This window comes from Gordonia zhenghanii (genome assembly GCF_021738965.1).
Lineage (GTDB): Bacteria > Actinomycetota > Actinomycetes > Mycobacteriales > Mycobacteriaceae > Gordonia > Gordonia zhenghanii.
Genome location: NZ_JAKKOQ010000005.1, coordinates 69,491 through 81,679 on the forward strand (window position 1 = coordinate 69,491; position 12,189 = coordinate 81,679).

The window sequence follows — 12,189 nt, forward strand, 5'->3', positions numbered from 1 at the left end:
CACGGCTGCCGGTCACGTTCGTCTTCATTCAAGCAGGTCAGACTCGGAAGTGGGGCGAGGCTGCGGCATTTGGGTAAAGCCGATGCCGTGCCGGTAGCGTCGTTGCCGTGTTGGCTGAGCTTGCGATCGTACCAAGTGCACCCGTCGTGGTGCCCGAATTGTCAGGGCCGTACGCGACAGAGGCCGCTGAGGTCCGCCGCTCGGTCGTCGACGCCGCGCAGTCGTTGGGATCGGCGGCGCGCCGGTGGATCGCGGTCGGAATCGACGGTCCGGCCAGGCGGTTCTCGGCGTACGGCGTCGACGTGCCGGTCGCCGCGGCCCCCGACGGGGACGACGCGTCGATGCCGTTGTCGATGCTCATCGGTTGTTGGTGTCGGGGTCAGGCGGGCTCACCGGTCGAACTCGACCCGCTCCTCGTCGACGCGGGCGCAGCGCCGGCGGACGCGCGCCGGATCGGCGTGGACCTCGCGGAGCGCATTGCTGCCGACGCGGAGCCGATCGGCGTCCTCGTCATCGCGGACGGATCGACCATGCTGAGCCCCTCGGCGCCAGGCGGCGGCGAGCGGGAGAGCGCGCACCGTCTCCAATCGCTCATCGACGCCTCGATCGCCGACGGCACACTCGACGCGCTCGCGACGCTCGACCCGCAGGACTGCGAAGCGAACGGCGTCGAGGGGCGCCCGGTGTTCGAGGTGCTGGCCGGGCTGTGGGGCGACGCGCCCGTCGACGTCGACCTGCGTTACGCGGGCGCGCCGTTCGGGGTCGGCTACACCGTGGCGACCTGGCGCCGCGTCGGAGCCCGGTCGTGACCGTCCCGATCGCGGTGGTCGGTCCGACCGCCAGCGGAAAAACAGCTCTGGCACTGGACCTCGCGGAGCGGCTCGGCGGCGAGATAGTCAACGTCGACGCGATGGCGCAGTACCGCGGCATGGACATCGGCACCGCGAAGCCGCCGGTGGCCGAACGCCGCGGCATCGGCCATCACCTGTTCGACGTCCTCGACGTGACCGAGACGGCGACCGTCGCAGGCTACAAGGAGGCGGCCACCGCGGTCGTCGACGACCTCGTCGCAGCGGGCCGGGTGCCGGTGATCGTCGGCGGCTCGATGATGTACGTCCAAGGACTGCTCGACGATTGGGCGTTTCCGCCGACCGACCCCGCGGTGCGGGCGCGTTACGAGGACGATCTCGCACGGATCGGCGCTCGCGCACTGCACGCGAGGCTCGCCGCCGCCGACCCGGCGGCCGCAGGCACGATCCTCGACTCGGACGGCAGGCGCATCGTGCGCGCACTCGAAGTGGTGGAGATCACCGGGGAGCCGTTCGCGGCGTCCGCCCCGAGGATCGGGGAGCCACGATGGGGCACGACGATCCTCGCCGTCGACCGCGATCGCGCCGAGCTCGACGCACGGATCTCAGCGCGGACGGCGCAGATGTTCGCCGCCGGATTCGTCGACGAGGTCGTCGGCCTGTGCACGCGTGGGCTCCGCGACGGCAAGACAGCGTCGCAGGCCATCGGCTACGCGCAAGTCCTCGCGTACCTCGACGGCGAGTACGGACTCGAGGAGGCGCAGGAGCGCACGATGATCGGCACACGCCAGTACGTACGGCGGCAGCGATCGTGGTTCCGGCGAGACCACCGGGCCGTCTGGCTCGACGCAGCGTCCTCGACACTCCTCGACGACGCGTTGGCGACGGTTCACCGGGTAAAATAGCGGGCATGACTGCTGCGCCGACATTCGCGTTCGTCAAAGGCCACGGAACCCAGAACGACTTCGTCGTCCTCGACGATCCCGGGGTCCGTCTCGGACTCACCGAAGACCTGGTGAGCGCACTGTGCGATCGCCAGCGGGGGATCGGCGCGGACGGCGTTCTCCGGGTGGCGACTGCGGGCGCTCTGATGTCGGCTGGAGTCCTGACGGCGTTGCCCGACGGGGTCGCCTCGGACGACTGGTTCATGGACTACCGCAACGCCGACGGATCGATCGCCGAGATGTGCGGCAACGGCGTCCGAGTGTTCGCGCACTACCTGCGCGTCGCCGGCCACGTCGACGCCGACACGTTCACCGTCGGATCGCGGGCGGGCGGGCGTCCGGTGGTCGTGCACTCCGTCGACGACTCGGCGGCAGACGTCAGTGTCGCGATGGGGCACGTCGCTCTCGGCGGACCGAGCGAGGTCGAGATGGCCGGGCGTCGGTTCACCGGTGAACGCGTCGACGTCGGTAATCCGCATCTCGCCTGCGTCGTCGACGGCCTGACCGCAGCCGACCTCGCAGGCCTCGACTTCAGCAGGGGCGCGATCCTGGACCAGGCTGCGTTCCCCCGCGGTGCGAACGTCGAGATACTGACGCCGCTCGAACCGTCGGACGCCGGTGTCGACTTCACCGCTCAGATGCGTGTCTTGGAGCGGGGCGTCGGCGAGACCCGTTCGTGTGGAACAGGTCTGGTCGCCGCAGCAGGCGCTGCGCTGCACGGGATCGGACGGGATCAGGGCGTCGTCGGGATCGCGGTGCCCGGCGGGTCCGTGGTCGTGACCGTCGGCGACAACGCTGCCGTCCTGCGGGGGCCGTCGCGCCTCGTGGCGCGTGGTGAGACGCTGCCGGGGTGGATCGCCGGATAAAAGGACGTGCGTCGTCCCTGCTCGACGGGGCACAATGGTCTTACGTATGACTGACATGACACGAATCGACTCTCCGGCCCCGCACACCGTGGACGAAGACTCCTCGCGGCTTGATTCCCCGCACACTGATCATCCGAGCTCTCTGGATTTGTCGGATCTCCCGACGACCGGCGAACTCGCCCTCGACGACCGAGCCTCGCTCCAACGTGTCGCCGGGCTGTCCACCGAACTCGACGACGTCACCGAAGTCGAGTACCGGCAGCTGCGACTCGAGCGAGTGGTGCTCGTCGGAGTCTGGACCTCCGGCACGGCTGCGCAGGCGCGCGCCAGCATGGCCGAGCTCGCGGCGCTCGCCGAGACCGCGGGTTCGCAAGTCCTCGAAGCGCTCTTCCAACGACGCTCCAAGCCCGACGCGGCGACGTACCTCGGGTCCGGCAAGGCGCACGAACTGCGCGAGGTGGTCCTCGCGACCGGCGCGGACACGGTGGTCTGCGACGGCGAACTGACACCAGCCCAGCTGACCGCGTTGGAGAAGATCGTCAAGGTCAAGGTGATCGACCGGACTGCGCTGATCCTCGACATCTTCGCCCAGCACGCGACCTCGCGTGAGGGCAAGGCACAGGTGACGCTCGCCCAGATGGAGTACATGCTGCCGCGGCTGCGTGGTTGGGGCGAGTCGATGTCCCGGCAGGCAGGCGGTCGTGCGGGCAGTAACGGCGGCGTGGGTCTGCGTGGCCCCGGTGAGACGAAGATCGAGACCGACCGACGGCGCATCCGCGAGCGGATGGCCAAGCTCCGCAAGGAGATCCGCGGCATGAAGACGGCGCGCACCGTCAAACGAACGGCCCGACGACGCGGCGGAGTCCCGGCGCTCACGGTGGTCGGTTACACCAACGCGGGCAAGTCGAGTCTCGTGAACGCGATGACCGGGTCCGGTGTCCTCGTGCAGGACGCGCTGTTCGCGACGCTCGATCCGACGACGCGGCGCGCCGAGCTCGCCGACGGCCACGAAGTGGTGTTCACCGACACCGTCGGATTCGTGCGCCACCTTCCGACGCAACTCGTCGAGGCCTTCCGCTCGACGTTGGAGGAGGCCGTCGACGCCGACCTGCTGCTGCACGTCGTCGACGGAGCCGACCCGTTTCCCAACCTGCAGATCTCGACGGTCCGACAGGTGCTGCGCGAGGTCCTCGACGAGGACGACCTGCCCGCGCCGCCGGAGCTGCTCGTCATCAACAAGGTCGACGCGATGGACGACACCCGCGTGACCACGCTGCGCGCCGAGTTCCCGGACGCAGTCTTCGTGTCCGCGCGAACCGGGGAGGGCCTGCCGGAACTGTTCGCAGCCGTCACTGAGTTCGTGCAGCGCAACGACGTCGAAGTGGACCTGCAGGTCCCGTTCTCGCGCGGCGAGGTGATCTCGCGACTTCACCAGCATGCGCACGTGATCACGACCGATCACAACGAAGAAGGCACCCGCCTGCATGTGCGGATGCCTTCGCCGTTGGCCGGGGAGTACGCCGACCTCATCGTCTGACGGTCGAGCTAGTCGGCGTCGAGGTCCTTCGCGACGAGTGCTGCGATCTGATCGACGGCAGCCTGGTCGTCGCTCGACACGGTGACCGACGCGCCTTTCTCGGCCCCCAAGGTCATGATCATCAGCGCGCTGCCGGCGTCGACGGGGTCGCCGCCGCCTGCGGCAAGAGTGACGGGGGCGCCGAGCGCGGTGGCGGCTTCGGCGATGATGGTGGCGGGACGGGCGTGCAGGCCGACGGCCGAACCGACGGAGACGGTGGTGCTTGGCATGATGGTGCCTTTCTACTTCGGGACTTCTATCGGGGCTGTCAGGACGGTGCCGATCAGGAGGATGCCGCCTCGAGGGTCTTCTCTGGTTCGCGAGTCGTGAGCTGTTTGGCGGCGATCACGCCGATCATCGCGACCACCATGCCAACGACAATAGCGATGAGGAACTTCCACCAGGTGCCGTTCATCGCGAACATGACGAACACGCCGCCGTGCGGGGCTCGCAGTTGGACGCCGAGAGCCATCGACAGGCCGCCGGTCACCGCGCCGCCGAGCATCATCGGCGGGATCACCCGCAGCGGGTCGGCTGCGGCGAACGGGATGGCGCCTTCAGAGATGAACGATGCGCCAAGGAGCCAGGCGGCCTTGCCGTTCTCGCGTTCGGGCTCGGTGAACAGGCCGGGGCGCACCACGGTGGCGAGGGCGAGTGCCAGCGGCGGCACCATGCCTGCGGCCATCACCGCCGCCATGAACTCCCACTGCGCGATACCGGCGCCTGCGGCGCCGAGTCCGGCGACGCCGACCGCGTAGGCCGCCTTGTTGACCGGACCGCCGAGGTCGAAGCACATCATCAGGCCGATGATCACGCCGAGGACCACCTTGGAGGTCCCGGACATCGAGTTGAGGGCGTCTTCGAGTTCGGTGTTGACCCACGACAGCGGACGCGAGAGCAGCATGAACATGATCGCACCGGTGAGAAGCGTTGCGATCAACGGGATGATGACGACCGGTTGCAGGCCGCGCGCCCACTGGGGCAGCGGGATCCGGGAGATCCACAGGGCGATCACACCGGCGATCAGGCCGCCGACGATGCCGCCGATGAAGCCGCCGCCGACGGTCACCGCGATGACGCCCGCGGTGAAGCCGGGGGCGATACCGGGCCGGTCGGCGATCGCGTACGCGATATAGCCGGCGAGGACCGCGACCATCAGGCTCATCGCTGTGGAGCCGATCGCGAAGCTCACCCCGCCGATGTACTGGCCGAGACCGCCGGCAGGCAGGTTCCACAGGCTGTTGTTCAAGGCGACGTACGCGCCGTCGGACATGTCGGGCGACAGTGTGCTGCTGCCGATCTCGTACCCGGCGATCAGGAAGCCCAGGGCCATCAGCAGTCCACCCGCTGCGACGAACGGGATCATGTAGCTGACGCCGGTCAGCAGCGACTGCTTGAGGCGGCCGCCGATTCCGATGCCCGCACCCTCGGTCTCGTCGGTGCGGTCAGCGGACTCGCCTGCGGACACCGTCCGCGCGTGCGGATCGGTGGACGCTGCGACGGCGTCGGCGATCATCGTGTCCGGCTCGTTGATTCCGCGTTTGACTCCGGACTCGACCAGGGGCTTGCCAGCGAAGCGGTCCCGCCCCTTGACCCCCACGTCGGTCGCGAAGATGACCGCGTCGGCGTCGGCGAGCTGCTGCGCCGTGAACGGCGTGGTGCCGGATGAACCCTGGGTCTCGACGGCGAAGTCGACGTCGGCCCGGTCGGCGGCGAGTTTCAAAGCATCGGCGGCCATGTAGGTGTGCGCGATGCCCGTCGGGCATGCGGTGACCGCCAGGATCGAGGTGCGTCGCGGAGCGCCGACGGTCGCCGTCGACGCCTGCGCGGCCGGGACTGACTGGGAGGCCGGGGATGACTGTGTGGCCGGGGATGACTGGGCTGCCTGCGCGGCGGCGGGTTCCGGCTTCGCGGCGGGCGTCACCGCCTCGGTGACCAGGTCGACCACACTGTCGCTGTCCGGCGCGTCGCGCAGGCTCTGCACGAACTCGGGTCGCACGAGTGCGCGGGCCAGCGCGCTGAGCACCTTCATGTGCTCGCTGCCCGCACCTGCGGGCGCGGCGATGAGAAAGACGATGTCGGCCGGACCGTCGGCGGCGCCGAAGTCGACCGGCTTCGACAGTCGGGCCATCGCGAGGGTCGCGACGCTCACCGATTCGGCGCGGGCGTGCGGGATCGCGATGCCGCCCGGCAGTCCGGTAGGCGAACTGGACTCACGGGCGAGTGCGCCGTCGATCAAGTCGGCGGGGTCGGACGAGCGTCCATCGTCGCCGACGAGCCCGGCGAGCCTGCGGATGACGGCTTCGGCGTCGTCTCCCGCGTCGGCGTCGAGGAGCACCAGCGAGGATGTGATGATGGGTTCGGACATGGCCTCTACCTCTGATTGGGGGGTTGGGTTCTCAGGAGAGTCGGGTGACCGACACGGCGGTCTCGTCGACGAGATCGGGTGTCGGCGGTGTGGTTCCGGGGAGAGCTGCGGCCGCCGAACCGTAGGAGACGGCGTGGCGCAGGCGAGCAGCCTCGTCACCGCCCCGTTGTTCGGCGATCAGATAACCGGCGAGGGACGAGTCGCCCGCGCCGACGGTGCTGCGGACGCGGACGGTCGGCGCCGTCGCGAACCACACGCCGTCTCCGGTCGCCAACAGCGCTCCCGAGCCGCCGAGGGTGGTGAGGACGACGCCGCCCGTTTCGGCCGCGAGCCGGGCGGACGCATCGGCGGCCGACGACGGATCGCCGTCGGCCGCGGTGGCCTCGAGCGCGGCGGCGTCTGCTCCGGTCAGCTCGGCGAGCTCCTCGGCATTCGGCTTCAGGAGGTCTGGCCGCGCGCTCGCCACGAGCGTGAGAGGGGTGCCCGAGGTGTCGACGGCCACCCGCACGCCCGATCCGGCGAGCCGGGTCACGAGGTCCACGTACCACGACGGTGGCAGGCCGGGGGGCAGTGAGCCGCACAACGCCAGCCAGTCCGCGCCTGCGGCGAGTTCCACGACGGTTGCGGTGAGCGTGGCGGCTTCGTCGTCGTCGATACTCGCGCCCGGTGCATTGACCTTCGTGGTCACGCCGTCCGGGGCCGCGAGTGTCAGATTCACTCGGACATCGCCTGCGATGTCGACGGCGGCCCGGGGCAGACCGACACGATCGAGGTGCCCGACGAACGGGTCGTTCGGACGGGCGGGAATCAGCGCGATCGCGTCCATGCCCGCGGCAGTCACCGCGCGGGCGACGTTGACTCCCTTTCCGCCTGGTTGATCGCCGACCGAACGCGTGCGGTGCACGCCGCCCGGGTGCAGCGGACCGTCGAGCTCGATGGTGCGATCGATGCTCGGGTTGGCTGTGACGGTGAGGATCATGCGGTGACCACCTCGATATCGTGAGCGGAGAGGGCATCGGCGAAAGCGGGATCGATTCCGTCGTCGGTGATGAGCACGTCGATGTCCTCGACGGCTCCGAAACCCGCGAGTTCCTGACGGTTGATCTTCGACGAGTCGGCCAGCACGACGACTCGGTCGCAGGCGGCCATCATGGCGCGTTTGACGGCGGCCTCGTCGATGTCGGGGGTAGAGAGCCCGTGTGCCAGAGTGAGCCCGTTGGCTCCGATGAAGCCGACGCTGGTGTGGAGCCGCGCGATCGCGTCGATGGCGTCGGCTCCGACAGCGGCCTGGGTCTTCGGACGGAGCCGGCCGCCGATGAGGACGACGCTCGACCGTGTCAGACCGGTGAGAGTCGCGGCGATCGGCAGGCTGTTCGTGACGAACTGGTGGCGGACGTCGCCCCCGATGGCTGCGGCTGCCGCGAATGTCGTTGTTCCTGCGTCGAACAGGACCGAGCCGCCGACAGTGGGCAGGAACCGTTGTGCGGCGATCCCGATGGCCGTCTTCTGGGGCCGGTGAGCGCTCTCGCGCTCGGAGAGATCGGGTTCGTCGACGACGGCGGCGACGTCGAGGCGGACGGCGCCGCCGTGAACGCGGACGACCGATCCCGCGCGGTGCAGGACGGCGAGGTCTCGGCGCACCGTCTCACCTGTCACGGAGAAACGCTCGGAGAGTTCGGCCACCGATGCGCGTCCGCGTTCACGGATCTCGACGGCGATCGCCTGCTGGCGTTCCTCGGCATACATGTGACCGTCCTTCCCCGACACCCGCAGCGTGTTGATTCATCTGTGTTTGATTGGAATCTACCTTTTTTTACCCGTGTAATGCTTGCATAGTCAAGACATTCTTGTAACCTCTCTCACATGAAGTCCAGCGATACGGCAGCGGCCGCGGCACCCGTTCCCAACCCGTTCGACGCGTCGGTCGTCGTGACCGGCACCCCGGTGGTCGGCGGGCTCGCGTACGGCCCGGTGATCCGAGTAGGGGCCCGTCCGGCGTTCGACGCGGACGCTCCGGCAATAGCGGAGGGCGAGCGGGCCGCGCACGAGCAGGCGTTCGTCGACGCCGCGGAGACAGTGGGCGCACGGCTTGCCGACCGGGCGTCGCACAGCACCGGTGTGTCCGCCGAAGTGCTCACTGCCACAGCAGGTCTCGCGCGCGACCGAGGTTGGATCTCGACGGCGACCGGGCTCATCGCTTCGGGGCGCCCCGCACCTGCGGCAGCCGCGGCGGCAACCGAGAAGTTCGTGGAGATGTTCACCTCCCTCGGCGGCCTGATGGCCGAGCGTGTCACCGACTTGCGGGACGTACGCGATCGAGTGATTGCGGAACTGCTGGGTCAGCCCGAACCCGGCGTTCCGACTCCGGAGGTTCCGGCGATTCTGTGTGCGGACGACCTCGCGCCCGCGGACACCGCGGGCCTGAACCCCGACCTCGTCGTCGGACTCGCGATGCGGCTGGGCGGTCCGAGCAGCCATACGGCGATCATCGCGCGTCAACTGGGGATCCCATGCGTCGTCGCTGCGGCCGACCTCGGCGACATTCCGTCGGACGCAGCGGCCTACATCGACGGCGACACAGGCACGATCGGATCCGAGCCCGACGAGTCGGTGATCTCTGCGGCGGTGGCCCTCTCGCGTGAGCAGGCGGCGGAGGCGGCGGCGTGGACCGGACCCGGAACCACCGTGGACGGCGTGCCGGTCGCGGTGCTCGCTAATGTCGCCGACGGGGTCTCCGCGCGTACTGCCACCAACTCGCCGGTGCAGGGCGTCGGCCTGTTTCGCACCGAGTTGGCGTTCCTCGACCGTGCGACCGAACCGACGGTGGCCGAGCAGGCGGCGCTGTACCGCGAGGTGATCGACGCGTTCGACGGCCAGAAAGTCGTCATCCGCACGCTGGACGCCGGTTCGGACAAGCCGTTGCGATTCGTCGAGACGGACCTCGAACCGAACCCGGCGATGGGCGTGCGTGGAAACCGGACTGCCCTCACGCATCCGGAGATCCGTCGTGGCCAACTCGACGCCCTCGCCTCGGCCGCCGACGGCGCCGCGTCAGTGCCATGGGTGATGGCTCCGATGATCGCGACGGTGGACGAGGCGCGTGAGTTCGCCGCGCAGGTCCGCGATCGCGGACTGATCCCGGGGGTGATGGTCGAGGTCCCGTCGGCGGCGATCCTGGCGGACGCCATACTTGCCGAGGTCGACTTCGTCTCGATCGGAACGAACGATCTCACGCAGTACACGATGGCTGCCGACCGTATGTCGCCGGAACTGGCGTCGTTGACCGACCCGTGGCAGCCTGCCGTCCTCGCGTTGATCGGGATGGTCGGCGCAGCGGGCGACCGGGCAGACAAGAACGTCGGCGTCTGCGGCGAGGCCGCCGCCGACCCGCTGCTCGCGTGCGTCCTCGTCGGACTCGGAGTGCGTTCGTTGTCGTCGGCGCCCGCCGCGTCGTCCGCGGTCGGCCTCAAGCTCGGCCAGGTGACGCTAGAGCAGTGCCGCGAGGCCGCTCGTGCGGCGCTCGCGGCGACCAGTGCATCCGACGCGCGGGACGCGGCGCGTTCTGCGCTCGGTTAGGTTCTCCGGCCTGGCCTAGATCCGGCGCATCACCGTGACGACCTTGCCGAGGACGGCGGCGTCGTCGCCCGGGATCGGATCGAAGTGCTCGTTGTGCGGCATGAGCCACACGTGGCCGTCTTTGCGCTTGAACGTCTTCACGGTGGCTTCTCCGTCGATCATCGCGGCGACGATGTCACCGTTCTCGGCGACGTTCTGCTGACGGACGACCACCCAGTCGCCGTCGCAGATCGCCGCGTCGATCATCGACTCGCCGACCACGCGGAGCATGAACAGCGAACCGTCGCCGACGAGCTCCTTGGGCATCGGGAAGACTTCTTCGACCGCCTGCTCGGCGAGAATCGGACCGCCGGCAGCGATCCGACCGAGGACCGGGACGAAGGTCGGTGTCGGAAGGTCTTCGGCCGAGTCGTCGGCCGGGGGATTGCGGTTGTCATCGCGTACGTTGACCGCCCGCGGACGGTGGGGATCCCGCTTGAGGAGACCGCGGCGTTCGAGGGTGCGCAACTGGTGGGCCACCGACGACGTAGATGTCAGTCCGACGGCCTCGCCGATCTCGCGGATGCTCGGCGGATACCCCCGCTCGCGGACCGACTTGCGGATGACCTCGAGCACCTCCCGCTGGCGCTGCGTCAGCGACGCCTCCAGTGTCGACGTCGAGAGCAGTGGATCGGGCGTGTCGGCCATCGTCGGTCCTTCCTCATCGTGCGTGATCCGCGCGGTGCGTGATCGGGGTGGAATACGTGATCGGAACGGGCTGCCGGACTGTTCGAACATCGGTCCGATCTGACCTGAAGAATAGTCGACCAGATCACAGATTTCAAACATTTGTTCGACGTGTTGCTGACTTTGTCGTAGGTGTGGTGTTTACTGTCGAGCAAAGGTTCTTCGAACAAGTGATCGATGAGGAGTAGACGATGAGTCAGGCACTGATCTCCACTACCGCCGAGCGTCGCCGCCGCGGAGCGGAGCGTCCGCAGATAACGACTATGACCTGCGATATACCGGTCGTCCGTGGGGCTTCGCGCGCGCCGGTCCGGCCCGAGCGTCGCGCGGCGGTGTGCAGCCCGACGGGCCGTGATCCGCGCCGCGCACGGGTCGGCGTTCGGAGTCAGAGAATGACTCCGGAGCGCGGGTCGCGTCGCCGTTCGGCGGTCGACGGGGGTCGGGAGGCCGACCTCGACGTGATGCGCGGCGCGGTCAGTGGTCGTTCGAACATCGATGCGGTGATCGGCCGTCGCCGACTGGTCGGCGCGCTGGCCGTCGGTGCGCTCCTGGCCGGCGTCGTGTGGTTGTTCACCATCGTCGGATCGGACTACGAGGACGCGGCGACCCCCGGGACGCCGGGTGTCACTCAGGTCGTTCACGCCCGCAGCGGAGAGTCGTTGTCGGACATCGCACGACGCATCGCTACCGACCTGCCGGTCGCAGGCGTCGTGGAGCAGTTGCGCGAACTGAACCATCTGCAGTCGTCCGGCCTGCGCGTCGGCCAGTCGCTGATCGCTCCCGCGTACTGAGGACCCGTGCCGTGGCGCCGGTAGTACCGGCCCGGCGTGTGAGTGCACGTCGACCCTGCGAGTACTCTTTTGGCATGCGCTGCCCGTTCTGCAAGAACGACGACACACGAGTGGTGGATTCCCGCGTGGCTGACGACGGCCTGGCGATCCGCCGCCGTCGTTCGTGCGCCAAGTGCGGTCGCCGATTCAGCACGGTCGAAGCCGCAGTGCTCTCCGTCGTCAAGCGCAACGGTGTCTCCGAGCCCTTCAGCCGCGAGAAGGTCATGAAGGGTGTCCGACGCGCCTGCCAGGGCCGACACGTCGACGAGGACGCCCTCGCCAAACTCGCCTACCAGGTCGAGGACGCCGTCCGCGGATCCGGCTCGGCCGAGATCCCGAGTAACGAAGTGGGCCTTGCGATCTTGCGCCCGCTGCGCGATCTCGACGAGGTCGCTTATCTCCGGTTCGCGTCGGTGTACAAGTCGTTCGAGTCGGCCGACGACTTCCAACGCGAGATCGACGAACTCCGCACCCGCGTCTGAGCACGCGGTCGC

12 protein-coding genes are annotated in these 12,189 nt (G+C 68.9%); 7 read left to right on the forward strand and 5 right to left on the reverse strand.

Annotation, left to right across the window (positions count from 1 at the left end):
* Positions 1–107: 107 nt before the first annotated feature.
* Genes L5G32_RS05065 through hflX form a run of 4 tightly spaced genes read left to right on the forward strand, consistent with a single transcriptional unit; the run spans position 108 to position 4,156 of the window.
* Positions 108–809: a class III extradiol ring-cleavage dioxygenase family protein gene (locus L5G32_RS05065; RefSeq protein WP_237009939.1), complete on the forward strand. Its 702-nt coding sequence runs from the start codon at positions 108–110 to the stop codon at positions 807–809.
* Entirely contained in the window at positions 806–1,714 is a 909-nt protein-coding gene (miaA, locus tag L5G32_RS05070) for a tRNA (adenosine(37)-N6)-dimethylallyltransferase MiaA (protein ID WP_237009940.1), read from the forward strand. Before L5G32_RS05065 ends, miaA begins: the two co-directional genes overlap by 4 nt.
* A 5-nt stretch (positions 1,715–1,719) precedes the next feature.
* Entirely contained in the window at positions 1,720–2,619 is a 900-nt protein-coding gene (dapF, locus tag L5G32_RS05075) for a diaminopimelate epimerase (RefSeq protein ID WP_237009941.1), read from the forward strand.
* Positions 2,620–2,665: 46 nt separating this feature from the next.
* Complete coding sequence (hflX, locus tag L5G32_RS05080; protein ID WP_237009942.1) at positions 2,666–4,156, forward strand: GTPase HflX; 1,491 nt, start codon at positions 2,666–2,668, stop codon at positions 4,154–4,156.
* 8 nt (positions 4,157–4,164) lie between these two features.
* On the opposite strand, the gene L5G32_RS05085 is transcribed toward hflX, so the two are convergent.
* From L5G32_RS05085 to L5G32_RS05100, 4 genes are read right to left on the reverse strand one after another with little or no spacing between them, the layout of a single operon-like run.
* Positions 4,165–4,425, reverse strand: coding sequence for an HPr family phosphocarrier protein (locus tag L5G32_RS05085; RefSeq protein ID WP_237009943.1), 261 nt, complete (start codon positions 4,423–4,425; stop codon positions 4,165–4,167).
* Positions 4,426–4,478: 53 nt separating this feature from the next.
* The gene (locus L5G32_RS05090; protein WP_237009944.1) at positions 4,479–6,563 is read right to left on the reverse strand and encodes a PTS fructose transporter subunit IIABC; all 2,085 of its coding nucleotides are present in this window, start codon (positions 6,561–6,563) and stop codon (positions 4,479–4,481) included.
* 31 nt (positions 6,564–6,594) lie between these two features.
* Positions 6,595–7,542 carry a 1-phosphofructokinase family hexose kinase gene (locus tag L5G32_RS05095; protein ID WP_237009945.1) on the reverse strand — a complete coding sequence of 316 codons (948 nt, stop codon included), beginning with the start codon at positions 7,540–7,542 and terminating at the stop codon, positions 6,595–6,597.
* The gene (locus L5G32_RS05100; protein WP_237009946.1) at positions 7,539–8,309 is read right to left on the reverse strand and encodes a DeoR/GlpR family DNA-binding transcription regulator; all 771 of its coding nucleotides are present in this window, start codon (positions 8,307–8,309) and stop codon (positions 7,539–7,541) included. The genes L5G32_RS05095 and L5G32_RS05100 overlap by 4 nt, the downstream gene beginning before the upstream one ends.
* 117 nt (positions 8,310–8,426) lie before the next feature.
* On the opposite strand from L5G32_RS05100, the gene L5G32_RS05105 reads away from it, so the two are divergent.
* A complete protein-coding gene (locus tag L5G32_RS05105) occupies positions 8,427–10,139 on the forward strand; it encodes a putative PEP-binding protein (RefSeq protein WP_237009947.1) in 1,713 nt (570 codons plus the stop codon).
* A gap of 15 nt (positions 10,140–10,154) precedes the next feature.
* Here the strand turns inward: L5G32_RS05105 and lexA are convergent, their stop codons facing one another.
* Positions 10,155–10,826, reverse strand: a complete 672-nt coding sequence (lexA, locus tag L5G32_RS05110) for a transcriptional repressor LexA (protein WP_237009948.1) — start codon at positions 10,824–10,826, stop codon at positions 10,155–10,157.
* Between the two features lie 431 nt (positions 10,827–11,257).
* Between lexA and L5G32_RS05115 the strand changes: the two genes are divergently transcribed.
* Positions 11,258–11,656, forward strand: coding sequence for a LysM peptidoglycan-binding domain-containing protein (locus tag L5G32_RS05115; protein ID WP_237009949.1), 399 nt, complete (start codon positions 11,258–11,260; stop codon positions 11,654–11,656).
* Between the two features lie 74 nt (positions 11,657–11,730).
* Positions 11,731–12,177: a transcriptional regulator NrdR gene (gene nrdR / locus L5G32_RS05120; RefSeq protein WP_237009950.1), complete on the forward strand. Its 447-nt coding sequence runs from the start codon at positions 11,731–11,733 to the stop codon at positions 12,175–12,177.
* The last annotated feature ends 12 nt before the right edge of the window (positions 12,178–12,189 follow it).

Excerpts from the sequence above, each read along its gene's own strand:
- dapF (WP_237009941.1), top strand. The coding sequence starts at position 1,720 with ATGACTGCTGCGCCGACATTCGCGTTCGTCAAAGGCCACGGAACCCAG.
- hflX (WP_237009942.1), top strand. The coding sequence starts at position 2,666 with ATGACTGACATGACACGAATCGACTCTCCGGCCCCGCACACCGTGGAC.
- L5G32_RS05085 (WP_237009943.1), bottom strand. The coding sequence starts at position 4,425 with ATGCCAAGCACCACCGTCTCCGTCGGTTCGGCCGTCGGCCTGCACGCC.
- L5G32_RS05090 (WP_237009944.1), bottom strand. The coding sequence starts at position 6,563 with ATGTCCGAACCCATCATCACATCCTCGCTGGTGCTCCTCGACGCCGAC.
- L5G32_RS05095 (WP_237009945.1), bottom strand. The coding sequence starts at position 7,542 with ATGATCCTCACCGTCACAGCCAACCCGAGCATCGATCGCACCATCGAG.
- L5G32_RS05100 (WP_237009946.1), bottom strand. The coding sequence starts at position 8,309 with ATGTATGCCGAGGAACGCCAGCAGGCGATCGCCGTCGAGATCCGTGAA.
- L5G32_RS05105 (WP_237009947.1), top strand. The coding sequence starts at position 8,427 with ATGAAGTCCAGCGATACGGCAGCGGCCGCGGCACCCGTTCCCAACCCG.
- lexA (WP_237009948.1), bottom strand. The coding sequence starts at position 10,826 with ATGGCCGACACGCCCGATCCACTGCTCTCGACGTCGACACTGGAGGCG.
- L5G32_RS05115 (WP_237009949.1), top strand. The coding sequence starts at position 11,258 with ATGACTCCGGAGCGCGGGTCGCGTCGCCGTTCGGCGGTCGACGGGGGT.
- nrdR (WP_237009950.1), top strand. The coding sequence starts at position 11,731 with ATGCGCTGCCCGTTCTGCAAGAACGACGACACACGAGTGGTGGATTCC.